This is a genomic window from Cohnella caldifontis (assembly GCF_029360585.1).
Taxonomy (GTDB): Bacteria; Bacillota; Bacilli; order Paenibacillales; family Paenibacillaceae; genus Cohnella; species Cohnella caldifontis.
Genome location: NZ_JAQZSJ010000001.1, coordinates 100,861 through 124,010 on the forward strand (window position 1 = coordinate 100,861; position 23,150 = coordinate 124,010).

Below are 23,150 nucleotides of genomic sequence, written 5' to 3' on the forward strand. Positions count from 1 at the left end.
AGGATTCTTCGAACCTTGCAGCTTTATTGTAGGGAATCCGCGTCCTGACCCGGTAGAACGATCATCGCAGAGGATTGCCTATTCCTCTTCCATCTGGTACGATACCGTTCATCAACGCGGGAAGAAGGTTCGGAAAATGGAACAAGAGCGGTTCTTCGAAGAGGCGAAACGAGAGCTGGCTTCGGTCATCGATCGGTTCATGAAGGAAGACGGCACGAAGGATACCGGCATCCCCTCGCTCAGGATGATGCGCGTTTCCCGTCCGAACAGCCCCGTTCACGCCGTCTATGCCGCCGCCTTGTGCTTGGTCGCGCAAGGCGCAAAGACGACCCGTCTCGGCAAAGAAAGCTTTCGTTACGACCCATCGTCCTTCCTGATCACTTCCGTTCATTTGCCCGTGACGAGCCAAGTCGTGGAAGCATCGCCGGAATCGCCTTTTCTCAGCCTTCAGCTGACCTTCGGGATCCAGGATATCCTGGACATCGCGAAAAATACCGATCCGTCGTGGGACCGGAGCCGCGAAACGGATCGGGCCATTTACGTCAACCGTACGCATCCCCTGTTGCTGGACGCCGTGCTGCGGCTGGTCCGATTGGTCGATACGCCCGCCGATATCCCTTCTCTTGCGCCGCTGTATCGAAGGGAGATCCTCTACCGCATCTGGCAGGACGAACAAGGGAACGGAATCAAGCAGTTTTTCGGCGCGAGCAGCCAAGCCGACGCCGTGGCGAAAGCGATCGGGCGGATCCGCAGGGACTTCCGCCTGCCGCTGCGGATCGAAGAGCTGGCGAAAGAGGCGAACCTCAGCCCCTCTTCCTTGCACAAGCATTTCAAGCAGGTCACCGCCATGAGCCCGCTTCAGTACCAGAAAACCCTTCGGCTTCAGGAAGCGCGCCGCCTGTTGATCGAAGACTCGCTGGCGGCCGCGGAAGCCGCGTTCCGGGTCGGTTACGAGAGCCCCTCCCAATTCAACCGGGAATACGCCCGCATGTTCGGCCTTCCGCCGATCCGGGACGTGGGCCGGGCGAAGGACGGTTTCACGTCGGAAGCCCTAACCGGCTCTTACGGATCTCTTCGATCTCCGTCATTTGCCGCGGAGTAAGCGGGCCGAACCGCATCGCGCCCGCCGCTTCCTCTACCTGCGCAACCGTTTTGAGCCCGGGGATCGGAATCGTGACCCGGCTTTGGCCCCAGATCCAGGCCAACGCTCCTTGCACCAGGCTCCGCCCGCCTGACGTCAGAATGGCGCGAATCGCTTCCAAGGCGTCCAAATATTCGGGCAGCGGTTTCCCGTTTTTGAAATACGTCACCCATTCATGAGAGCTGCCCCGTACGTCGTCAGGCGGCAAAACGCTCGTTCTCCCGAATTTGCCGCTTAGCAGGCCCATGGCCAGCGGGGCGTTGTTGATGCTGCTCATCCCGTACCTTTCGCACACTCTCACCATGTCCGAATGTCCGACCAGCACGTTGAACGGATGCTGGATGGCCGCGCAGGAAGATCGCCGGGCGAACGGTTCGGCCTTTTTCGCGTTGTCCGTGCTCCAGCCGTAGGCTCGAATCCAGCCTTCGTCCCGCAAGCCTTCAAGCGCGTCGATCACGGAATCGAACTGCTCATACGGAATATCCCCGGGGTGAATCTGGTACAAGTCGATATAATCCGTCCCCAGCCGCCGAAGCGAAGCTTCGCAGGCGCTGCGGATATACTCCGGGGATACGTCGGCCTTCGTAAAGACGCTGCGGGACCGGGCGTCATACGTAAAGCCGAATTTCGTGGCGATGACCGCCTCGTGCCTCCGCCCTCGCAGCGCTCGTCCCAGGATCTCCTCGCCGTGTCCGGTGCCGTACGCGTCCGCCGTATCGAAGAAATCGACGCCGAGTTCGAGCGCCCGGCCGATCGCGCGAATCGACTCCGCATCGTCTACCTCTCCCCATCCGTCCGGCAGCCCGTCCAGCCGAAACGGGCCTCCGATCGCCCAACCGCCGAACCCGACCGGGCTGACCTCCAGGCCCGTTTTGCCCAATTTTCGCTTTTGCACGTTGTCGCGCTCCTTCCCTTTGTGGCTTCAGTGACATTATAATCAGGATAATTGGCATTTTTTAGAGCCACTTTTACATCATTTGAAGGAGCCAATTTTCCTTGCAAGGGAGAGGCGGAGTTGTACGGAATCTATCTCGATCCGCGGTCGGAGAGGTCGATCACGGCCCAGCTGTGCAGCCAGCTCCGCGGGAAAATCGAATCCGGTGAACTGGCGGAAGGCACTCGCCTGCCGGCCACGCGCCGACTGGCGGCGGAATACGGCATCGCCCGCAACGTCGCGCTCGATGCCTACGAGCAGTTGATCGCGGAAGGTTATTTGATCGGCCAGACGGGATCCGGAACCTATGTCGCCGGCGGGATCTTGGCGAACGGATGCGTGTCGGAGGACGAATCGGAACCGGGGGACGGTTCGCCGTCCGCGGAATTCCCGTACGACGATGGAATCATCGATTTTTCCACGGGTACGCCGGATTTAAGGCATTTTCCGAGGATTCGGTGGGCCCGGTATTTGAAAGAAGCCGCGGAAGCGGCGCCGATCGAACGATACGATTACGGGGATATCCGGGGCGAAGATGAGCTTCGGCAGGAGATCGCATCCTATTTGCTCCGCGCCAGGGGGATGCGTTGCCATCCGGACCGGATTTTCGTCGTCTCGGGTTCGGCGGACGGTCTTGCGCTTGCCGCGCGCGCGCTGCGGACGGACTATCGCTCCGTCTATTTGGAGGATCCGACGATCGAGTTATCGCGGCACGTATTCGAACAAGCGGATTACCGGCTCCTTCCGGTGGAGGTCGACGAATCCGGCATGAAGCTTCACGAGCTCGACCGGCTCCAGGACGGAAGCCTGATGCTGCTCACGCCGTCCCACCAATTCCCGAGCGGCAGCATCCTGTCGATCCAGCGCCGCCGCCGGGCCATATGGCTCGCCGAGCAAGCCGGCAGCTATCTCATCGAAGACGATTATGACGGCGATTTCCGGTTGAAGGGCGTACCTATTCCTCCCCTGCACACGTTGAATCCCGACCGGGTCATATACGTCGGAACGTTCAGCAAAACGTTGGCGCCCGCGCTGCGTCTCGGCTTCCTTGTCGTTCCCCGCCGATTGGCCGGACGATTCGCTGCCTTAAGGGAACAGTGGAACCACCGCGCCCCGTCCGTTCCGCAAATCGCGTTGGCCCGAATGATCCGGGACGGACGGCTGGAACGCCACATCCATAAAATGAAGAGCGTTTACCGCAATCGCCGCACCTTGCTCGTCGGCGCTTTGCATCGGCATTTCGGGGCCGGCGCGGCGATCCGGGGCGATGAAGCGGGTATGCACGTGCAGGCGGAATTCGTCGAGGCGCCGCGTGCCGTCGATTGGGCAAAAGCGGTCGAATACGGGGTTCGGGTCGGCTGCGTGGAGGAATACAGCATGGTCAAAGGCAGACACGTTCGACATGTCCTGCTGGGCTACGGCAACGTGCCGGACGAAGACGTCGAGGAAGGCATTTTGCGGCTGCGCCGATTCGTGAGCGATCAAGCCATTCGTCCGGAAGGGAGGAATTCGAATGTTGATCGATGAACAAATGCCGCAATGGCAACTGGGCAAACGCAATCGGCGTTCCGTCGACCTGGCCGCGCCTCCCCCGATTTCCCGCCTGCTCGAAATCGACTTCGGAGAGTCCCCGATCATCCGGCTGCTCTTTCTGTTCCGAGGACTGCCGCGGCGCATGCTCACCTTAGAGGGATTTCTGAACGCGGGATTCATTCTCTTGGATCGAACCGAGGATGAAATCGTGATGGGCTTGGTCGCGCAGCCGTGGAAACTTACGGGGAACATCCGGAAAATGGACCCGGAGCGGTTCCAAACGTTCGACCAGCCGGATTACGTCAAAGTCGCTTGGAATTTTCATTACGAGAGGCGCGACGGCCGCGTGACCGCCGTCGGAACGGAGACGCGTATCCGATCGACGTCGGCGAAGGCGGCGAGACGGTTTGCCGCCTATTGGAGGCTCATCGGCTTTTTCAGCGGCGTCATCCGCAGCGAAATGCTCAGAATCGTATGCCGGAGTTTGAGCCGCGGCCATTGAGCCGACACGCTTCCTCCGTCCGCAGGCGCATTCCGGAGGTAACGGTTTGCTTCCGCGCGAAAAAACCGAAGCCCGGGGGGCTTCGGTTTCGCCGGGAGACGATCAAGACTTTCCGGAACGGGTCGCCAGCTCGATGATCATGACGATGAGCACAAGCAGCTGAATGAGCAAATCCGCCCTCATGTCAGCACCTCCATGTCAAGGGTCATGCTCCTTCGCCGGCTTCTCCTCTCCCTTCGGACACGCGATTGACGTCTCCCGTATCCAATTTATGCGTACAACCTCGGTTTCTAGAATAGGAATCGATGCGATGCATTCGTACAAGCCGTTCTTCTCCGACCGGAATATGTTATCTTGATCCCGATCATAAGGAAGGTGAGACCAGATGAAAAGAGCGTACATCCGTCCGGTTCCGATCGGCACGGCGGTCGCCGTCGCCCAATGGACCGCATCCGGCATCAGAATCCATCACGGGCGTCTGGTCAAAATGACCAATCCGCTGTTCGGATCGCCGACCGTCGTTATCAGGCAAGGCACTTCCGTCAATCCGCTTTCCGGAACGATCTGTTTTCGGAGCGTCACCTTGAGGAAAGTGATCGCGCTTCAGAAGATCCCCTCGTAATCTCGTCCCCCGGCGAACGCCCGCCCGCGTTCGCCTTGACGTCGTATTGCTCTCTCGCCTGTTCCACGTAAGGGTAATACGCATTCGTCCATTCTTTGAACGAACGGACATGGTGCATCAACGATACCCCTAACGGAGTAAGCGAATAATCGACCATGGGCGGAACGGTCGGCGTCACGCTTCGGCTGATCAAACCATCCCGTTCCAGCTGCCGGAGCGTTTGCGTCAGCATTTTTTGCGAGATGCCTTCGATCCTCCTCTCGATTTCCCTGTAACGCTTGGTCCCCTCGTCGAGAACATGCAGGACGAGCACCGTCCATTTGCTGGAGATGATCTCGAGCACGCGCCGATACCCGCATGCCTCGAGCGACACGTCCGAGGCGGTCCTTTCCCTCTCTTCCAACCGAGCTCCCTCCCAAGGCACGCACTTTTTCGTTCGTCACGAACGGGAAAGTGCCGTCTTCACGCGGCCTGCGGCGTGCCATATGATTTACCTATAATTTACCAAAGGGGAGAGGCTCAATGAAAGTGTTCGAATTGCAAAACGGCTTCGGTCTAGACCGTCTGGTCATGGCCGAACGCCCCATTCCCGTTCCCGGGCCGCGCGAAGTCCTGATCAAAATGCGCGCGGTCTCCCTCAACTCCCGCGATTTGGGGGTAATCGGCGGATTTTATTATCCGGATATGAAATTCCCGCTGATTCCGGTTTCGGACGGAGTAGGCGAGGTTGCGGCCGTCGGGGAGCAGGTCGCGAGATTCCGCATGGGAGACCGGGTGAGCGGCACCTTCTCGCAGCGTTGGATTTCAGGCGAGCCGACGAAGGAATGGCTGGACGGCCTGTTAGGCGGTCCTCTGGACGGGATGCTGGCGGAATACGCCGTCTTGCATGAAGACGGACTGGTTCGCGTGCCCGAGCATCTGACGGACGCGGAAGCCGCTTGTTTGCCCTGCGCAGGCGTGACGGCCTGGCAAGCCGTCGTCGCCGAAGGCCGCGTGAAAGCGGGAGATACCGTCGTCGTCCAAGGGACCGGGGGCGTAGCCTTGTTCGCTCTCCAATTCGCCAAATTGAACGGCGCGAGGGTCATCGTTTTGTCCGGCAGCGAAGACAAGCTGGAGCGCGTCTCCCGGCTTGGCGCCGACCACCTCGTGTCGTACCGCGCAACGCCCGACTGGGACGAAGAAGTGCAACGGCTGACGAACGGCCGCGGCGCCGACCACGTCCTGGAGCTGGTTGGAGCCGCGACGTTAAACCGCTCCGTCGCCGCTTGCCGGTTCGGAGGACAGATCAGCTTGATCGGCCTCCTGTCCGGCCATGAGGTAGAAAATTTCCGGCTCGTTCCGACGTTCCAGAAACGTATCCGCCTGCAAGGGATCAACGTCGGAAACCGCGAGATGTTCGAAGCCATGAACCGGGCGATCGCGTTCCACCGGCTGCGTCCGGTCGTCGACCGTACGTTTTCTTTCGAGCAATCCCTCGAAGCGTTCCGGTACTTGGAAAAAGGGACTCATTTCGGGAAAGTCTGCATCGTTTTTTAAATGAATCCCTAACTTCGCCGGATTCGCGGCTTTGTACTGGATCCCCGATTCGCTGCGCTGGTTGGCCGTCGGGATCGGAGCCGTCTGCCTGATCACCGCCCTGGTCTCTATTGTCGAGGCGCTCTACATGGTATGGAGCAGCAAAGTCGGCAAGCTGCGCGTGCGGGAAAGGCTGCTGGACCTCGTCGGACTGCGCGGGAACGAACGGGTGCTGGATGTCGGCTGCGGACGGGGGCTCCTGCTGGTTGCCGCCGCCCGCAGACTGACTACGGGAAAAGCGGTCGGCGTCGATATCTGGAACCTTGAAGACCAATCCGGGAACGGAGCGGAAGCCGCTTGGAGGAACGCGCGGCGGGAAGGAACGGAGGATCGGGTGGATATCAAGGACGGCGATGCGCGCGACCTTCCCTTTGCGGACGGGACGTTCGACGTCGTGATCTCGAGTCTGGCCGTTCACAACATCTCCGATCCCGGCGAACGGACCACGGCGATCCGCGAAATGATGCGCGTCCTGAAGCCCGGGGGCCGTTTCGCGGTTTTGGATTTCCGGCACGCGCGGGAATACGCCGGGACTTTCGAACGGCACGGGGCCGCAGATGTCCGCATCGACGGCCCCCATTGGCGGATGTTTCCCCCCGTGCGGATCGTGAACGGAATCAAACCGCCCGCCGGCGCTTGAAAACATCGACGGATATTGGTTCGTGCGATTTTCGCGACACAACGTCCGGCCCTAGCCAAGGGCCGGACGTTTCGTTTTTTCTGGACAACCGCGCGAACACGCGATAACCCCATGGTATCGTACGGCTTCCGCCGGGAGATCCTGCAGCGCGATCCCCCGTTTGACGCGGCGATCCTGAAATCCCGAACGCCGATTCGGCCGAATCCCTTGACACGATACATTTTGTATCATAAAGTACTAATAACGAGTGCCTCTAAACGCTTTTTGATAAGGAGTTATGGCTCATATGATGAATATAGGAGAACGCCTGCGGGAGTTGCGTCTCAGCCGCAACATCTCGCAGGAAGAAGTCGCCCGTCATATCGGCATTACCCGTTCGGCATACAGCCACTATGAAATCAACAACCGTCAGCCCGTATATGAAACCCTCATCAAATTGGCCGCGTTCTTCGATGTCTCGATCGATTACATGCTGGGCGGATCCGCCGCCAAGCACCGATCGGAACCGATGGAAGCCAGGGATACGCGGGAAATCCTCCATTTGCTGCGGAACATGGACCAAGATCAGCGGAAGAAAACGATCCGGCTGATGAGCGACCTCATCCGCAGCGTTTCCGGAGAAGACGGCGAGTTCCCCTCCGGCAGGCGGCTGTCCGAACGAAAGGCGGATTAAACGCGCGTCCCGAGCAGCTCCGGGACCGTCAGGAACCGGTATCCCCGCTCGCGCAGCGAGCCGACGACGTCGGGCAGCGCGTCCACGGTGCCCTGCAGATTTTGCCCCGTCCCTCCCGCGCTATGCTGCAAAATAACCGAGCCCGGCGATACGTTCGACAGGATATTCGCGGACACCTGCTCGCCGTTCAGCTGCATCCAGTCCAAACTGTCGACGTTCCATAGAATGATCTTCATTCCCGCGCTCCTCGCCTCGTTCACGACCGCGTCGCTTATCGCTCCGTAAGGAGGCCGCAGCATGTCGGGGGTTTTGCCGGTCAGCCTGCGGATCGTCGCATTCGTGCGCGAAATCTGCGAACGGATCGCTTCCGCCCGAAGCTTCGATAAATTGGCGTGGTTCCAGCTATGGTTGCCGATGGCGTGCCGTTCGCGCGATATTCGGTCCAGAACCTTGGGGACGCGCTCGCAGCGTTGACCCACCACGAAGAAAGTCCCGGGCACCTTTAAACGGGCCAGCGCATCGAGCACTTTCGGGGTCCACAGGTCATCCGGGCCGTCGTCGAACGTCAGGGCAACCGCCCGACGGCGGGGACCGCGCAGGATCACTTCGTTCGGATATTTGGACGACCAGTCCACGCGCACATGGTGCGGAGGCCGTTCCTCCGGCCTCTCCGGCCCGCCGGCATGCGGGTCTACCGGGCGCTGCATGGACCGCTCCTCCGGCGCCCTCCCTCTGTCCGGATGACGGATACCGCTCTCTTCGCGCATGTGATTTCACTCCTGGAGCTATTCGCCGGAACATCTCGAAACCCGGGCGTTCCTACAGCTTATGTACGGAGGATCCGGCAGGTTCCCGGCCTATGCTGCCAAGAGCGCGCGCGTCACGCTTTCCCCGCGCGGAGCGCCGCCTCCACCAATCGGTCGAAAAGCTCTCCGTCTTCCTCGAGGGCCAGGTCCACGGCCTCGATCTCCTGCTCGCTGCCGGACTCGCCGGCGAAGTGGAGCGAGTAATTCCAGTCGTCCACCCGTTCGTCGCTCTGCAAAGTCAGTTCATAGGGCTGCTTGTGTCCTTCCACCTCGAACGTTACCCTTCCCCGATACCCTTCCTGATCGGCGTGCGTCATTTCCGCTTGCAAAATGTTTACGTTCAACGTTTTTCCCACCTTCGCGAATGAATGTTCAATATTCAGGATCCATACTCGGACGTCGGCGCCGACCCGCTGTCATGCCGCGGCAGCCGAATGCGGAAAGCCGCCCCGCCATCGGGCCGGTTTTCCGCCCCGATCGTGCCCCCGTGCAGCTCCACGATCTCCCGCGATATCGCCAGCCCGAGCCCGCTTCCGCCGGAGGAGGAATGGCGCGACTTGTCCTTCTTATAGAATCGCTCGAAAATGTGGGGCAAATCCTCCTCCGCGATGCCGGTCCCATTGTCCTCGATCGCGATTTCGATTCGGCCGTCCCCCTCGCGGAAAGCCAGCAGGATTCGGATCCAGCCTCCTTCGGGCGTATAGCGCGCCGCGTTGAACAGCAGATTGGCGAACACGCGGTCCATTCGGCTCGGGTCGACCCAAGCCGTAACGGCTTTGTCCGCTTCCCGGCAGACGGTACAGGAAAATCCGATTCCCCGCTCCTTCAGATCCCGGTCGAACCGTTCCGCGATCCGGTCCCGCCAATCGTCCAGACGAAGACAGACGGGCTGGAGCTCGACTTTGCCCGCTTCCAGCATCGAAAGCTCGAATAGATCCTGGATCAGGACGTTCAACCCTTCTACCTTGCCGAGCATCAGCCGGATCGTGGAATCCCGCTGCCCGGGGTCGCGGATGACCCCGTCCCTCAGCGCCTCCAGATACCCCTGCAGCAGCGTGATCGGCGTCCGCAAATCGTGGGAAATGTTGCCGAGCAGCCGGCGTCTGGATTGTTCCATCCGCTCCAAGCCCGAATTGGCCGCCTCCAGCGTCTCGTACGATTTCCGCAGCTCGTCCGTGCGTTCGGCGATTTTTTCCTCCAGCCGCTCGTTCCATTCTTTCAGCTCGGCCGACATTTGTTCGGCTCTCGCGAACGTCCTGGCGGAACGCAGCGAGAGAATGAAAGAATTCATCACGATCAGAAACAGCAAGCCGAAAGGAACGAGATCGACCGACCGGCTCCAGCCGTTGTATACCGACACGTCGTTGACGACGGCTGCCGCCATGCCCGCGACACCGATCAGCGCCAGCCACGCTCCTTCCCGCCTGCGAACGGCGCTGACGATCAGCCCCGCCATGACGAGGGCGCAGAGCGCCAGTACGTAGGCCTGATATGCCGCGAGTCCGGTGGAGAGCGTCCATGTCGGCAGCACGGCGATGCCGATCACGAGCGGCACCGCGGCCGCGCCGGCCGCCCGGACCCAGAATCGCCTAAGCTCATGCGGGAACATCTTGTGGAAATACGTGATCCCGGCCAAACCGCTGAGCGCGAAGGACGTATATTCCAAGCGGATGGCGGTTGCCCAGTCCAGCGCGGGGAACCAGCCCAACAGGAATCCTTCGCCGATCAAGCCCATCCGGAGCGCGACGAACAGGCACAGCGCGGCGAAATACAGATTCGCCGACTCCTTCCTCCGCAGCGCGAACAAGCCGACGTGATACAAGCCGATCATCAGCAGGCAGCCGAACACGATGTACTCCTGCGCGGCTTTCAAGTTCTGCAGCCGGTCGATTTGGCCGGCCGTGCCCAGGATGACATCCGTTCGGATGCCGCCCTGCCGGTGATGGTAATTCGCTACCGTAAGCCGGATTTCGGCGGAACTCCCGAGATCGGGCAAGTATACGATCCGCGGCTTCTGGTAAGGAACCGTATGTTCGGCGTCGTTGCCGACGACGCCCCGCGAGGCGTTCGGTTTTCCGTCCACGTACAGCTCGTACGCCGTCGCGATGTTCGGCATGCGCAGCGCCAGCAGCCCGTGCGGCTGCCCGAGCTTCAAGGTCAAGCTGTACTGCGCGGTCCCCCGATCCGGCACTTGCCGACCCTCTCCGTCTCGCAAGCTCCCCCAGGTACCGGGCACGTCCAGCGTCGTGTCCGGCGTTCGGGCGGGATCGGCCGTCACGCCAAGCTGCCGGAATTTCCATTGTCCCGACAAGGATACCGTGCCGTCCCGCTCCCAGTCCCATGCGGTTAAATCCAGCACGCCTTGCACGGCCCGGGGCGAAGCCTTCGGTTCCGACTTGGGCAAGCTGCCCAGGATCAGCAGCGCCGACAGGAAGACAAGCAGCGGCGTCCCGATATTCCGTATCCAGTCTTGTCCCAGCCGAACCTCCATGGATGTCCCCCCTGCCTGCCGGAGCCGGTCCCTTCCATCTCTCAACGAGGTCATTGTAACGGTGCGTTGCGGAGGCGTCAACGCTTTCGTTATAATGGATGGAAGCTTGCGAAGTCCGTTTCGTTTGGGGGATGCCGCCGTGAAGGGGACGACTGCCGAAATTCTGGTCGTCGACGACGAGAGAGAGATTACCGATTTGATTACGCTTTACCTGGAGAGGGAAGGCTTCGCGGTATATGCCGCCGATAACGGCGAGGACGCCGTCCGAATGGCGCGAAGCCTGCAGCCGGACTTGGTCATCCTGGACGTCCTGCTCGGCAAGCCGGACGGCATCGAAGTATGCCGGATGCTGCGCTCCGGTGCGTGTCCCGACGTCCCGATTCTTTTCCTCAGCGCCAAAGGGGACGATTGCGACGTCGTCACCGGGCTGTCCGAAGGCGGGGACGATTACATGACCAAGCCGTTCAGTCCCAGCCAACTCGTGGCGCGCGTGCACGCGCACCTCCGGAGAAGCCGGGTGTACGGCAAAGGCCGGCACGTCCAGCAGCCGGCGATCTCCTATCCCGGCCTGACGATCGACTTTCGGTGCCTGGAAGTGCGGCGCAACGGTGTACCGATCCTTCTCTCGGCCAAGGAATTCGAATTGCTCGCGGTGATGGCGCGTGAACCGAACCGCGTGTTCCCGCTGGAAGAGCTGTACCGAAGAGTCTGGCAAACCGACAGCATGGGCGACACCCGCACCCTCATGGTCCATGTCAGCAATTTGCGCAAGAAAATCGAAGAAGATCCTTCCCGTCCGACATGGATCCAGACCGTCCGCGGCTTCGGCTATCGTTTTTCCCCGGACGGCGGCGGAGGCCGGGCGGAAGTTGCCTCTATTTGAACAGTAAAGGAAGCGTAACCTTTGATCCAACTGGCGAATCAATGGAAAGATTACGAACTGATCGATACCGGCGGCGGGGAAAAACTGGAGCGCTGGGGCGACGTCGTTCTGCGGCGTCCCGACCCGCAGATTCTCTGGCCCATCGCCTCGGAGACGGGGCTCTGGAAGCAAGCGGACGGCCATTACCACCGCAGTTCCTCCGGCGGCGGCCATTGGACGTTCCGTCGCACGCTCCCGGAACGGTGGCAAATCGCCTACGGCCCCTTGAAGTTCCATATCCGGCCGACCAACTTCAAGCACACCGGACTGTTTCCGGAGCAAGGAGTCAATTGGAGCTGGATGATGGAGAAAATCCGGAGCGCCGGCCGTCCCATCCGCGTGTTGAACCTGTTCGCCTACACGGGCGGCGCGACGGTGGCTTCGGCTGCCGCGGGCGCTGAAGTATGCCACGTGGACGCGGCGAAAGGCATGGTGCAATGGGCCAAGGAAAACGCGGCCTTGTCGGGGCTCAGCGATGCTCCGATCCGTTACATCACCGATGACGTGTTCAAATTCGTCGAGCGGGAGCAGCGTCGGGGAAGGCAGTACGAAGCGATCATCATGGATCCCCCATCCTACGGCAGAGGGCCGAACGGCGAAGTGTGGAAACTGGAGAACAGCCTTTACCCGTTCCTCGAGTCGTGCGCTTCGATTCTGTCGGACCGGCCGCTGTTCGTGTTGGTGAATTCCTATACGACGGGTTTTTCCCCTACCGTCCTCAGCAACCTGCTGCAAATGGCCATTCGCCGCAAGCACGGAGGCAACGTCAGCTGCGGGGAAATCGGCTTGCCGATCACGAAGAGCGGACTCGTGCTCCCCTGCGGGATCTACGGCCGCTGGGAAAGCGATGCTTGAACGAAGTCGGAACGGGAAACCGGCGGGCCTATGGGGATGGGCCCGTCCGTTTCCCCTTCTGGTTTTCTTGGCATTGATGCTGTCGGCTTGTCTGGACGGGGGATCTCCCTCGTCCTCCCATCCGGCATCGCCCGCCGCGACCGGGATCGACAAAGTCGCGCTTCCAGGCCCATCCGAATCGGAACCCGCCGAATGGGCATCGCAGGAACCGGATAACGAATCGCCCGCCGAAGCGACGCTGCTTGCCGTCGGCGACATCATGGTCCATATGCCCCAACTCCCCGCTTACTACGACCCGGCCAACAAACGATACGATTTTTCCCCTTGGTTCGAACGGGTCGCTCCCCTATTCCGACATGGAGATTGGGTCATCGGCAATTTGGAGACGCCGCTGGCCGGCGCCGAATTGAAATATACCGGCTTTCCCCGCTTCAACGCCCCGGCCGAATTGGCGGACGCGCTGCGGGATGCCGGGTTCGACCTCGTATCCACGGCCAACAATCACGCGATGGACCGCGGTTTCGCGGGCATCGAGCGCACTTTGGCCAATGTGCGGAAAGCCGGTCTCCTTCCGGTCGGCACGGCCGGAACGGAAGAAGAGGCGGAGCGCCTGACGATCGTGGAACGGAACGGGATCCGGATGGGATTTCTGGCTTATACGTACGGCACGAACGGGATCCCCGTACCGGCAGACAAAGCATTTGCGGTTGCCTTGATCGATCCGGATCGCATGGCGTCGGATATCCGGCGCCTGCGGGAATCGGGCGCGGATGCGGTGACCGTATCGCTTCATTTCGGGATCGAGTACCAGAAGCTGCCGAACGACGAACAGCGGCGAATCGTCCGCGCGGTCGTCGGTTCCGGGGCGGACATCGTGCTCGGTTCGCATCCGCATGTGGCGCAGCCGTACGACATCGTCGAGATTCCGGCGTCCGAAAGCGCGCTGGGCGTCGTCCGCAGAGGGATCGTGATTTATTCGCTGGGCAATTTCATTTCCAACCAGACCGGCAACGGCAAGGACGTCGGATTGATTTTCGGCGTCCATCTGGTCAAAACCCGCGGCGCGGACGGCGAGTACTTAACCGGTTGGGATCGCGTCGAAACGACCCCGACGTGGGTCTGGATCGCCAAAAAAGGCGGCAAGCGCTATTATACGATCCTTCCTCTGAAACAAACGCTGGCGAATCATGACGTTCCCGGAGCGACCGATGCGGAGTACCGGCAAATGAAAACTTTGCTCGACGGCATCGACCGTCATTTGCATTCCTACCAACAAGCGAAGTGAGCTCGCGCGCGCCTAGCTTATCATCCTGTTCAATGAACGCAAAAAGCCTTGAGGCCTGCCGTCGGGCGGGGTGGAAACCACTCGGCCGAAGCGCTTCAAGGCTTTCCTTTTGGCGTACAGAATCCATGCGGACCGGACGTTCAGACGCCCAATTCTTGGTTTTCCCTAGCGGATTCCGCCGGCTGCGCCGATTCTCCGCTCTCTCGGCTTTGCGGCGATCCCGCGGCGTTTTGCGGCGGATCCGAGCCGGCTTGGGCTTTGTCCTTGGATCCGGCCACCTTTCCGATCAAATAGACGAGAAGCTGGCGGTTATGGGCGGATATGCGCTCCAGAGACCGGTTCGCCACCTCGGCCCGCACGCGCAGCCCCCGATCCGCCTCCGACCGGCCGAGCTCGGTCATGCGGATCCAGACGATCCGCCGGTCGTGCTCGTCCCGTTTCCGTTCCACGAGTCCGGCTCTCTCCATCCGATCCAGCAGCGTCGTGATGGCTGCCGGGGTCGTCTCCAAGTACGGAAGCAGGTCCGACGGTTTCATCGGCTCCTTGGACAGCAGAAGCTCCAGAACCTCCAGTTGGCCGGCCGTCAACTGCGGAGCCAGCTCCTCTTCCAGCGAAGCGTTCCATTCTTTCGTAAGCCTCATCCAGATTTTCACAAATTCCGCCGCCGTATCCATCAAACCGTCTCGCCTCCCCGAACCATGCCTTCTCTTTTATTATACTCGGGGGGGATGTCGAATGATAGTTTAACGCGATTAAATATTTACGACATGAATTTGCAAATTCCAGAACCAGGCGACAGCCTATTACATATACTAATGACAAATCTTGCACTCCGCGGCGAATGCGGGCAAGGAGGCTGACCATGACAATGTCCATGTCCGACGAACGGATCCGGATGATCGGCCAGATGGCGCTAGAGGCAGGGCTGATCGAAGACCCGCAGTGGCTGGAACGGCTCGAAGAGCCGGTGCCGCTGTGGGTCTTGTTGGATACGCTGCTCCGTTGGATCGATCGGATGGATCCGCAAAACGGTCCTTTCGACTAAACGCGATTCAAGATCAAGCTTGCAGCGGCTTTTCGAACGCTTCCGCGATCAAGTCGTCTCGCCCGGCCGTTACGACCGCTTTCCCTTGCGCCCGGCGATCCTCGATCGGCGCCGACTCGGATCCGAACTCGGCTGTCCCGCCTCCGGCCGTTACCGCCAGCAGGGTCACGGCTTCTTTCACGTGGAAGGCGGATACCAGGCGGGTGCCGTTCGGTTTGACCCGTTTGCCTTCTTTGAACTCGAACGTCTGGATCCCTTTCCCTCCCCGCCCTTGGAGCGGATAATCAAGCAGCAAGGAACGTTTCGCGTAACCGTAATCGGTCAGAACGAGGATTTCCCCCTCGTCTCCGGTTACCGGGACGGCATCGGCCACCGCGTCGTTCTCTTTGAGGTTGATGCCCCGGACGCCGCCGGCGACGCGCCCTTGCAGGCTGACCTCTTGTTCCGTGAAGCGGATGCTCATGCCTTGCTCGGAGACGAGCAGCAGGTCGGCGGGTTCGTCGGAGCGCAGCACCTTGATGACTTCATCCCCGTCTCCCACTTTGCAGGCGGCGATCGCCATGTTGCGGTTGGTCGCGTATTCGGTCAGCAAGGTCCGCTTCACCTGCCCCCGTTTCGTCACGAACACGAGCGCGGGACCTTCTCCCGCCGGTCCGCCTTCCGGCGGCGCGAGTTCGGATGCTTTGACGGGAATGACCGATACGATCCGGTCGTCCTTGGCCAGCGGCAGCACGTTCACGATCGCCGTTCCGGTATCCTTCCACTTGAATTCGGGAATCTGATGGACCGGAAGCAGGAAGTATTGTCCCTTCTGCGTGAACAGCAGCAGCGGGTCCAGCGTGCTCACGTTCAAACTCCACCGGATGACGTCGCCTTCCTTGACGCCCGCGTTATCGAGCTCGCCGCCCGAGCGCGTAAACGACAGCAGGCTCGTCCGTTTCACGTATCCGCCGCGGCTGATCGTGACGAGCACGTCTTCGGCCGGCACGATGACCTCCAGGTTGACTTTGATTTCCTCCACTTCGCCCTGGATGACCGATCGGCGGTCGATGCCGTATTTGTCGCGGATTTCCGTGAGTTCGTCCTGAATGACTTTCAGCAGCTTGCGGGGATTGTCGAGGATCGACCGCAGCTGGGCGATTTTCTTGTTGGTCTCCTCCAGTTCCTTCTCCAGCTGATTGATTTCCAGATTGGTCAACCGGTACAGCTGGAGCGTGAGGATCGCATCGGCTTGCCGCTCGGTAAAGCCGAATTTCTCCACCAAGTTGTCTTGGGCGTTCTGGCGGTTCTTCGACGCGCGGATCGTCTCGATCACGGCGTCCAGAATGTTGAGCGCTTTGACGAGGCCTTCCAGCACGTGGGCGCGGTCCTCCGCTTTTTCCAGGTCGTACTGGGTGCGGTGGGTCACCACTTCTTTCTGGTGTTCGATGTACGCCTCCAGGAGCGGCTTCAGTCCCAGCTGGCGGGGCGCTTTGTTGACGATCGCCACCATGTTGAAGCTGTATGCGATTTGCAGATCGGTCTTCTTGAACAGGTAAGCGAGGATGCCATCGGCATCCGCGTCTTTTTTCAGCTCGATGACGATCCGCAGCCCTTGCCGTCCGCTCTCGTCCCGAACCTCGGCGATGCCGTCGACTTTCTTCTCCAGCCGCAAGGTGTCGATCGCGAGCACCAGCTTGGATTTGACGACCTGGTACGGGATTTCCGTGATGACGATCTGCTGCTTGCCTCCGCGCACGTCTTCGACGGCGGTTTTGGCGCGGATGTAAATGCGCCCTTTCCCCGTCTCGTAAGCTTCGCGGATTCCCTCTTCGCCCATGATCAAGCCGCCGGTCGGGAAATCCGGGCCTTTGACGATTTTCATCAGGTCGGCGACGTCCAGGCTGGGTTCGTTCATCACCGCGATGCAAGCGTCGATGACTTCCCTCAGGTTGTGGGTCGGAATCTCGGTGGCGAAACCGGACGAAATCCCGCTGACGCCGTTCACCAACAGGTTCGGATACCGCGAAGGAAGCACGACCGGCTCCTTCGTCGAGTTGTCGAAGTTGTCCTTGAACGGGACCGTGCGCTTCTCGATGTCCCGTAACAGCTCCATGGCGATCGGCGACAGCCGCGCTTCCGTATACCGCATCGCCGCGGCCGGATCGTCGTCCATCGAGCCCCAGTTGCCGTGACCGTCGATCAGCGGATGCGCCATTTTCCAAGGCTGCGCCATGCGGACCATGCCTTCGTAGATGGACGAGTCCCCGTGCGGATGGTAGTTGCCCATCACGTCGCCGACGGTTTTCGCCGACTTGCGGTACGGCTTGTCCGGCGTGTTGCCGGCATCGTACATGGCGTACAGGATCCGCCGCTGCACCGGCTTCAGTCCGTCGCGCACGTCGGGGATCGCCCGGTCCTGGATGATGTATTTGGAATAGCGCCCGAAGCGGTCCCCTACGACCTCCTCCAGAAACGCCGGCAAAAAGTTCTCAAGAATGCTCAAACCCTGGTTCCTCCTTCAAGGAAGGCTGGTAGTAACGGCAACTCGCCGCCAAAAGGACGGCTGGTCGGCCGTACCCTTAGGCGCTAACGGACATCCTGTCCGTTATTCGGTAAAAACGCATGTCATAAAAATGTAACGGTCACCAGCGACCTTATTTCCCCCGATTCCTCTTCAATACCGGCGATAAGCGTCCGATAAGAGCACCTGTGTCCGTTAGAATTCCAAAAACCCGAATTTGTTACCATTAGCGGCCCACGTGTCCGTTAGACGTACAAGACCTGAGCGTCACCATGCATTCTCTGATCTCTTCTTCATCCATCGCCCATCATCCTCCCGTCCCACCACACCGTACCTCAAACGCGCCAACGTCGTATTGCGGGTGTCCAGAGGGCGCAGCGCCTCGGAATCCCCCTTCCGGGGAAGGGGGAGCTTAGGGGGTTGGCGGTACCCCTGACTTAGGGGGTTGGCGAAGAGGTTTGGAAAAATGTTTTGCAAAAAGGGGCACGAGAGCGGATTTCGGTGTTACGCACCGGCATTATGAAAAAAGGAGGGGAGGAGCCCTCTCCTCATTCCTCGTACTCCGTGAAGTCCACGTTCTCGATGATCCACCGCTTGCGGGGATCCACCTTGTCCCCCATCAGCGTCGATACGCGGCGCTCCGCCTTGGCGGCGTCCTCGATCTGCACCTGCAGCAGCGTGCGCGACTCGTAGTTCATCGTCGTTTCCCACAGCTGCTCGGGGTTCATCTCCCCCAACCCTTTGTACCGCTGCAGCTCGGCGTTTTTGCCGAACTCCTTCAAATAGTTCTGAAGCTGTTCGTCCGTCCAGGCGTACCGAATCGTCTCCAGCTTGCCGGACTTGCGCGTGATCTTGTACAGCGGCGGCTGCGCGATGAACACGCGGCCCGCATCGATCAGAGGCTTCATGTACCGGTAGAAGAACGTCAGCAGCAGCACCTGGATATGGGCGCCGTCCGTGTCGGCGTCGGTCATGATGATGATTTTCGAGTAATTGCATTCGTCCACGTCGAATTCGGAGCCGATGCCCGCCCCGATCGCGGAAATAATGGCTTTGTATTCCTCGTTCTTCAGAATGTCGAGCAGCTTGGCCTTCTCCGGGTTCATCGGTTTGCCCTTGAGCGGCAGGATCGCTTGATGCTTGGAGTCGCGTCCCTGCTTGGCCGAACCGCCGGCCGAGTCCCCTTCGACGATGAACAGCTCGTTCTTCGTGTAATCCTTCGACTGCGCGGGAGACAGCTTGCCGCCGAGGCTGGGGCTGTCGCTGCGCTTCTTGCCGCTGCGCACTTCCTCGCGCGCTTTGCGCGCCGCCTCGCGGGCTTTGGAGGCTTGCACCGCTTTGCGGATCAGCATGCCTCCGACCTGCGGATTCTCCTCCAGGAATACCGCCATCTTCTCGGACACCACCGCGTCGACGGCGCTCCGGGCGGACGCGCTGCCGAGCTGGTCTTTCGTCTGCCCGACGAATTCGACGTCCGACATCTTGATGTTGATGACGGCCATCATGCCTTCGCGCAAATCGGCGCCCTCGAGGTTCTTCTCCTTCTCCTTGAGCTGTCCGGTCTTGCGGGCGTATTCGTTCATGACCCGGGTATACGCGGTCTTGAAGCCGGTTTCGTGCGTGCCGCCGCCGCGCGTCGGAATCGCGTTCACGAACGATGCGATCGTTTCGGTGTAGCCGTCGTTGTATTGAAGAGCCACCTCGACCTCGATGTCGTCTTTCTCCGCCGCGAAGTGAATGACGTCGTGCAGCACCGTCTTGTCCTCGTTCAAATACTGTACGAACTGTCTGGCTCCGCCTTCGTAGTGGAACACGTCCGCTTGGCCGGTCCGTTTGTCGGTCAGCGTGACCTTCAGGCCGGAATTCAAAAACGCGATTTCCTGCAGCCGTTCCGCGAGCGTGTCGTAGCTGAGGTTGATCGAGCCGTGGAACACTTTGGCGTCCGGTTTGAACGTCACCTTCGTGCCGGTCTTGTTCGTGTTGCCGACGACTATGAGGTCCGTGACCGGCTCGCCGACGTGCTCGACGCCTTTCGCGTCGACCCAAGTTTCGAAACGCATTTTATGTATTTTGCCTTCGCGGTAAATCTCCACTTCCAGCCATTCCGACAGCGCGTTCGTCACCGACGCGCCCACCCCGTGCAGACCGCCGGATTTCTTGTAGCCCCCGCCGCCGAATTTGCCTCCCGCGTGCAGGATCGTGTACACGACTTGCGGCGTCGGAATGCCCGATTTGTGCATGCCGGTCGGGATGCCCCGTCCGTTGTCCGTCACCGTGACGGAGTTGTCCGCGTGGATCGTGACGTCGATTTTCGAGCAGAACTTGGCCAAATGCTCGTCCACCGCGTTGTCGACGATTTCCCATACGAGATGGTGCAGCCCTGCGGACGTCGTGCTGCCGATATACATCCCCGGCCGTTTGCGGACCGCGGTCAGTCCCTCCAAGATCTGAATGTCATCCGCGCTGTATTCCGTTCCTGCCTGCGCCGCGCTCTCCGCGAACAGGTCCAATTGTTCGGCCACGAACGGACCTCCTTCGAGTCTTTACCTTCGTCCTATTTTAATTTAAGATATCTTGCTTCGTAAAGACGGCAAACGATACGGCCAACCCCGCAGCCGCCCAGATCCCCAGCATGGCAAGGGAAAATCCGAGGGTCATGCCTTCGATCGGAGGGGGCGTTCCCTGTAAATAATCGGTAAGCTCCAGGTTGACGTTGAACAGGTATTTGGCGGAATGCCACGAAGACGCCATGTTCGTAAGCACGGTGCCGGCAATGACCGCGGCCATCATCGTGACGAAGCTTGCCGCCGTGCTGCGGACGAGCACGGACACCATCAGCGCCAGCACCGCTACCGTCATCGCGGAGCACCAGACCAGCCCGGCCTGCATGAGCAGGTACATATACTGCGGAACCGCGTGAACCGTCGCGACGTTGACGTCGGCGCCGCTCACCCGGAACCCCGTGAAAATCGGCTCCCCCCAACCCTGGTACCCGAAGGCGAGACCGGAGATCAAGTAGCACAACGCTGCGTTCGTGACGATAATCAAGGAAACGTATAACGTAAGCGTAACCAGTTTCGATAAAAGAATCCGCCACCGTCGGACGGGCCGGGTCAGCAGCATTTTGATCGTCCCGGTCGACCGTTCCCCGGACACGAGGTCCGAAGCGATCGCGAGCACCATCAGGGGGATGAATAGGGTAACGGAGTTGTCCAAGTACCCCCGGGTGAACGTGACCGCGTTCGGCGTGTTCGGATTCATGTCATGGTCCAAATAATATTGAAGCTGCTGCACGAGCGCACGCCGCCACTTCTTCCATTCTTCCGGAATGCGTTCGCTGCCGAGCGCCCGGGTATTGTCCGTGATGCGGTTCTGCAGTTCCGCCCGCCAGTCGCCTTTGAACTTCTCCGCGCTGTTTTGCGCGATTTTCATCTGGGCGTAAACGAACACCGGAATGAGGACCAGCAAAACGAGCACGACGAACGCGAAACGTTTCTTTTTCCACACCTTGATCGTCTCGTTCTGCACGAGCGCCAGCCATTCAGCCAATTCCCTCACCCTCCGTCAGACTCAAGAATAGCTCCTCCAGCGAAGGCGTGACCCGCTGGACGGCCCGCACCTCGACGCCTGCCCGCACCAATTCTGCCACCATGCCGGGAATCCGGTCCTCGTCCATCACGGTGACGATCGCCTCCTTCATCCCGGCCAGCACGGCATCGTCGATCCGGTGCTCATGCTCTCCGACCAGGCGAACGTTCGGGTCGGCCGCCAGCATCCCGCGTCCTTTGCCGGGCTGGTCCAGCAGCCAGAGGGTGTATGTATCCGCATGGGCAATCAGCTCCTCCACCTTGCCTACCGCGATCACTTCCCCGTGGGAGATGATCGCGACGCGGTCGCACATGAGCTGGATCTCGCTCAGCAGGTGGCTGGAGATGAACAGGCTCATGCCTTCGTCCGCCAACCGCCGGATGAAGGCGCGCAGTTCCTTGATCCCGAGCGGATCGAGGCCGTTCGTCGGCTCGTCCAGGATGAGCAGCTTCGGACTTCCGAGAAGGGCTTGGGCGATGCCGAGCCGCTGGCGCATGCCGAGCGAATAGGTTTTGACCTTGTCATGGATCCGTTTATCCAGCCCGACGATCTCCGCGACCTCCAGGATGCGCTCGCGGGTAATGCCCTTCTGCATCCGCGCGAAATGCTCCAGGTTTTCCCATCCGGTCAAATAACCGTACATCTCCGGGTTTTCCACGATGCAGCCGACGTGCCGAAGCGCCTTTTCCGGAGAGCGGCTGACGTCTTCCCCGCACACCAGCACCCGGCCGCCCGTAGGCTTGATCAGATCGACGAGCATGCGGATGGTCGTCGTTTTGCCTGAACCGTTCGGGCCCAGGAAACCGAAAATTTCGCCGGCCCTCACGTCGAAGGAGACGCCGCGGATAATGGGCTTTCCCCCGATGTTCTTTTTAAGCCCTTGCACGGACAGGACGATGTCGCCGCCTTCGATCGGATTCGCGTTCATCACGGCATTCGCCTCCTCTTCGGTTACTGCAGGGCTTGGACGATCCGCGCGGCTATGCGGGCATAACCGGCTTCGTTCGGATGGAAATGGTCCGAAGACAAATAGCTTCCGATGTCGGACTCGAACAGATCGAACGTCGGCACGACGGTCGCGTTGCCGTCCGCGGCCGCGAAGCCGTGGGCGTATGCGTTCCATTTCTGGATCGTATCGCTGGCGGGGATGCGGAGGCTCTCCACGTCGTAAAACGGGTTGTACAAGCCTACGTAAACGATCCTCGCCGCCCCGTTCAGCATGCGAAGCGCAGCGAGCACGTCGCTCAGCCTTTTCTCCGCGACCGGCAGCCGGCTGTCCAATTGCTCCGGGGAGATTTCGCTTCCTTGGGCCAGCGATCCGCCGTCGGTCGCGAATTCGAACAAATCGTTGGCGCCGATGGTCAACATGACGATATCGGCCTGCACGATGGCGTCGACGTATCCCTTGTCGTCCAAATGCTCCAGCAGTTGATCCGCCCGCAGTCCGCCGATGGCCAGATTGTTGATCACCCGCACGGGCTTGCCCATCGCTTTCGACAGGTCGGCGGCGGCGGTTTTGACGTACCCGTTGCCGGTTTCGTCGCCGGTCCCGACGGTCAAGGAATCGCCAAGCGCCGTGATTTTCAGCTCCGGCTTCGATGCCAAGGATCCCGCCGCCGCGGCCGGAGGCTTCGAAGCCTCGGGAATCGCCATGCCGGCCGAAGGCGCCCAGTGATCTTTCAGCGCCAAGCCGAAACCGGCGAGCAGCACGATCAGGCAAACCAAAGTCACGGCGCCCAGCCCGCGCCACAACCACGAAGTCGGTCTCATCTCTCTCCACCCCGTTCGTTGGAAAAAAACGCTTCTTTCCGCTATCCTTTCACGATAACGGTTTGCGGCGACATTTTCAAATGCCGGGGTGTTCCCCCATCCCCCGATACATTGCCGCCAACCTCCACAACCCTTAAAACTTTACCCCCGGATCCCCCTAACCTTTCGCCATCCCCCTAAGTCCCCCTTCCCCGGAAGGGGGACCCCGAGGCGCTGCGCCCTCTGGACACCCGCATGACGACTTCTAGCAGGAGAGTTACGAGAG

General features: G+C 60.4%; 22 protein-coding genes. 11 read left to right on the plus strand and 11 right to left on the minus strand.

Annotation, left to right across the window (positions count from 1 at the left end; all coding sequences use genetic code 11):
• Positions 1–136: 136 nt before the first annotated feature.
• Positions 137–1,102 carry an AraC family transcriptional regulator gene (locus PTZ19_RS00505; protein ID WP_276351480.1) on the plus strand — a complete coding sequence of 322 codons (966 nt, stop codon included), beginning with the start codon at positions 137–139 and terminating at the stop codon, positions 1,100–1,102.
• Here the strand turns inward: PTZ19_RS00505 and PTZ19_RS00510 are convergent.
• Positions 1,038–2,036 carry an aldo/keto reductase gene (locus tag PTZ19_RS00510; protein WP_276351481.1) on the minus strand — a complete coding sequence of 333 codons (999 nt, stop codon included), beginning with the start codon at positions 2,034–2,036 and terminating at the stop codon, positions 1,038–1,040. The genes PTZ19_RS00505 and PTZ19_RS00510 overlap by 65 nt on opposite strands.
• Before the next feature lie 120 nt (positions 2,037–2,156).
• Between PTZ19_RS00510 and pdxR the strand changes: the two genes are divergently transcribed.
• The 3 genes from pdxR (at position 2,157) to PTZ19_RS00525 (ending at position 4,732) form a co-directional block, all read left to right on the plus strand.
• Positions 2,157–3,602 (plus strand): MocR-like pyridoxine biosynthesis transcription factor PdxR, encoded by a 1,446-nt coding sequence (gene pdxR / locus PTZ19_RS00515; RefSeq protein ID WP_276351483.1) that lies wholly within the window; start codon positions 2,157–2,159, stop codon positions 3,600–3,602.
• A complete protein-coding gene (locus tag PTZ19_RS00520; RefSeq protein WP_276351484.1) occupies positions 3,589–4,110 on the plus strand; it encodes a hypothetical protein in 522 nt (173 codons plus the stop codon). Before pdxR ends, PTZ19_RS00520 begins: the two co-directional genes overlap by 14 nt.
• Before the next feature lie 385 nt (positions 4,111–4,495).
• A complete protein-coding gene (locus PTZ19_RS00525) occupies positions 4,496–4,732 on the plus strand; it encodes a hypothetical protein (RefSeq protein ID WP_276351486.1) in 237 nt (78 codons plus the stop codon).
• Here PTZ19_RS00525 and PTZ19_RS00530 read toward each other — a convergent pair.
• Entirely contained in the window at positions 4,689–5,135 is a 447-nt protein-coding gene (locus PTZ19_RS00530) for a winged helix-turn-helix transcriptional regulator (RefSeq protein WP_276351487.1), read from the minus strand. The genes PTZ19_RS00525 and PTZ19_RS00530 overlap by 44 nt on opposite strands.
• Before the next feature lie 119 nt (positions 5,136–5,254).
• Here PTZ19_RS00530 and PTZ19_RS00535 point away from each other — a divergent pair, with 119 nt between their 5' ends.
• From PTZ19_RS00535 to PTZ19_RS00545, 3 genes are all read left to right on the plus strand, one after another.
• On the plus strand, positions 5,255–6,268 hold the full coding sequence (locus PTZ19_RS00535) for a zinc-dependent alcohol dehydrogenase family protein (RefSeq protein ID WP_276351488.1): 1,014 nt from the start codon (positions 5,255–5,257) through the stop codon (positions 6,266–6,268).
• Between the two features lie 31 nt (positions 6,269–6,299).
• Positions 6,300–6,947: a class I SAM-dependent methyltransferase gene (locus tag PTZ19_RS00540; protein WP_276351489.1), complete on the plus strand. Its 648-nt coding sequence runs from the start codon at positions 6,300–6,302 to the stop codon at positions 6,945–6,947.
• 286 nt (positions 6,948–7,233) lie between these two features.
• A complete protein-coding gene (locus PTZ19_RS00545) occupies positions 7,234–7,620 on the plus strand; it encodes a helix-turn-helix domain-containing protein (RefSeq protein WP_276351490.1) in 387 nt (128 codons plus the stop codon).
• Here the strand turns inward: PTZ19_RS00545 and PTZ19_RS00550 are convergent.
• The 3 genes from PTZ19_RS00550 to PTZ19_RS00560 all read right to left on the minus strand — a co-directional run bounded on the left by PTZ19_RS00550 (position 7,617) and on the right by PTZ19_RS00560 (position 10,917).
• Positions 7,617–8,387 (minus strand): polysaccharide deacetylase family protein, encoded by a 771-nt coding sequence (locus PTZ19_RS00550; protein ID WP_276351491.1) that lies wholly within the window; start codon positions 8,385–8,387, stop codon positions 7,617–7,619. The genes PTZ19_RS00545 and PTZ19_RS00550 overlap by 4 nt on opposite strands.
• A 113-nt stretch (positions 8,388–8,500) precedes the next feature.
• The gene (locus tag PTZ19_RS00555; protein ID WP_276351492.1) at positions 8,501–8,770 is read right to left on the minus strand and encodes a hypothetical protein; all 270 of its coding nucleotides are present in this window, start codon (positions 8,768–8,770) and stop codon (positions 8,501–8,503) included.
• 35 nt (positions 8,771–8,805) lie between these two features.
• Positions 8,806–10,917, minus strand: a complete 2,112-nt coding sequence (locus PTZ19_RS00560) for a sensor histidine kinase (RefSeq protein ID WP_276351494.1) — start codon at positions 10,915–10,917, stop codon at positions 8,806–8,808.
• A 139-nt stretch (positions 10,918–11,056) separates the two neighbouring features.
• Here PTZ19_RS00560 and PTZ19_RS00565 point away from each other — a divergent pair, with 139 nt between their 5' ends.
• Genes PTZ19_RS00565 through PTZ19_RS00575 form a run of 3 tightly spaced genes read left to right on the plus strand, consistent with a single transcriptional unit; the run spans position 11,057 to position 13,979 of the window.
• Entirely contained in the window at positions 11,057–11,800 is a 744-nt protein-coding gene (locus PTZ19_RS00565) for a response regulator transcription factor (RefSeq protein WP_276351496.1), read from the plus strand.
• Between the two features lie 24 nt (positions 11,801–11,824).
• A complete protein-coding gene (locus PTZ19_RS00570) occupies positions 11,825–12,694 on the plus strand; it encodes a class I SAM-dependent methyltransferase (protein WP_276352272.1) in 870 nt (289 codons plus the stop codon).
• Positions 12,687–13,979: a CapA family protein gene (locus PTZ19_RS00575; protein ID WP_276351498.1), complete on the plus strand. Its 1,293-nt coding sequence runs from the start codon at positions 12,687–12,689 to the stop codon at positions 13,977–13,979. Before PTZ19_RS00570 ends, PTZ19_RS00575 begins: the two co-directional genes overlap by 8 nt.
• Before the next feature lie 140 nt (positions 13,980–14,119).
• Here the strand turns inward: PTZ19_RS00575 and PTZ19_RS00580 are convergent, their stop codons facing one another.
• Positions 14,120–14,653, minus strand: a complete 534-nt coding sequence (locus PTZ19_RS00580; protein ID WP_339329278.1) for a MarR family winged helix-turn-helix transcriptional regulator — start codon at positions 14,651–14,653, stop codon at positions 14,120–14,122.
• Positions 14,654–14,841: 188 nt separating this feature from the next.
• On the opposite strand from PTZ19_RS00580, the gene PTZ19_RS00585 reads away from it, so the two are divergent.
• Positions 14,842–15,024 (plus strand): hypothetical protein, encoded by a 183-nt coding sequence (locus tag PTZ19_RS00585; RefSeq protein WP_276352294.1) that lies wholly within the window; start codon positions 14,842–14,844, stop codon positions 15,022–15,024.
• 13 nt (positions 15,025–15,037) lie between these two features.
• Here the strand turns inward: PTZ19_RS00585 and gyrA are convergent, their stop codons facing one another.
• From gyrA to PTZ19_RS00610, 5 genes are all read right to left on the minus strand, one after another.
• Positions 15,038–17,509: a DNA gyrase subunit A gene (gene gyrA, locus PTZ19_RS00590; RefSeq protein ID WP_276351500.1), complete on the minus strand. Its 2,472-nt coding sequence runs from the start codon at positions 17,507–17,509 to the stop codon at positions 15,038–15,040.
• A gap of 566 nt (positions 17,510–18,075) precedes the next feature.
• The gene (parE, locus tag PTZ19_RS00595) at positions 18,076–20,049 is read right to left on the minus strand and encodes a DNA topoisomerase IV subunit B (protein WP_276351501.1); all 1,974 of its coding nucleotides are present in this window, start codon (positions 20,047–20,049) and stop codon (positions 18,076–18,078) included.
• Positions 20,050–20,086: 37 nt separating this feature from the next.
• Positions 20,087–21,076 carry an ABC transporter permease gene (locus PTZ19_RS00600; protein WP_276351503.1) on the minus strand — a complete coding sequence of 330 codons (990 nt, stop codon included), beginning with the start codon at positions 21,074–21,076 and terminating at the stop codon, positions 20,087–20,089.
• Positions 21,069–22,043, minus strand: a complete 975-nt coding sequence (locus tag PTZ19_RS00605) for an ABC transporter ATP-binding protein (RefSeq protein ID WP_276352273.1) — start codon at positions 22,041–22,043, stop codon at positions 21,069–21,071. The genes PTZ19_RS00600 and PTZ19_RS00605 overlap by 8 nt, the downstream gene beginning before the upstream one ends.
• Before the next feature lie 23 nt (positions 22,044–22,066).
• On the minus strand, positions 22,067–22,885 hold the full coding sequence (locus PTZ19_RS00610; RefSeq protein ID WP_276351504.1) for a GDSL-type esterase/lipase family protein: 819 nt from the start codon (positions 22,883–22,885) through the stop codon (positions 22,067–22,069).
• Positions 22,886–23,150 lie beyond the last annotated feature (265 nt).

Coding starts and splice junctions, on each gene's coding strand:
- PTZ19_RS00505 (WP_276351480.1), top strand. CDS start 137: ATGGAACAAGAGCGGTTCTTCGAAGAGGCGAAACGAGAGCTGGCTTCG.
- PTZ19_RS00520 (WP_276351484.1), top strand. CDS start 3,589: ATGTTGATCGATGAACAAATGCCGCAATGGCAACTGGGCAAACGCAAT.
- PTZ19_RS00525 (WP_276351486.1), top strand. CDS start 4,496: ATGAAAAGAGCGTACATCCGTCCGGTTCCGATCGGCACGGCGGTCGCC.
- PTZ19_RS00535 (WP_276351488.1), top strand. CDS start 5,255: ATGAAAGTGTTCGAATTGCAAAACGGCTTCGGTCTAGACCGTCTGGTC.
- PTZ19_RS00545 (WP_276351490.1), top strand. CDS start 7,234: ATGATGAATATAGGAGAACGCCTGCGGGAGTTGCGTCTCAGCCGCAAC.
- PTZ19_RS00550 (WP_276351491.1), bottom strand. CDS start 8,387: ATGCGCGAAGAGAGCGGTATCCGTCATCCGGACAGAGGGAGGGCGCCG.
- PTZ19_RS00560 (WP_276351494.1), bottom strand. CDS start 10,917: ATGGAGGTTCGGCTGGGACAAGACTGGATACGGAATATCGGGACGCCG.
- PTZ19_RS00575 (WP_276351498.1), top strand. CDS start 12,687: ATGCTTGAACGAAGTCGGAACGGGAAACCGGCGGGCCTATGGGGATGG.
- PTZ19_RS00580 (WP_339329278.1), bottom strand. CDS start 14,653: ATGGATACGGCGGCGGAATTTGTGAAAATCTGGATGAGGCTTACGAAA.
- PTZ19_RS00585 (WP_276352294.1), top strand. CDS start 14,842: ATGACAATGTCCATGTCCGACGAACGGATCCGGATGATCGGCCAGATG.
- PTZ19_RS00605 (WP_276352273.1), bottom strand. CDS start 22,043: ATGAACGCGAATCCGATCGAAGGCGGCGACATCGTCCTGTCCGTGCAA.
- PTZ19_RS00610 (WP_276351504.1), bottom strand. CDS start 22,885: ATGAGACCGACTTCGTGGTTGTGGCGCGGGCTGGGCGCCGTGACTTTG.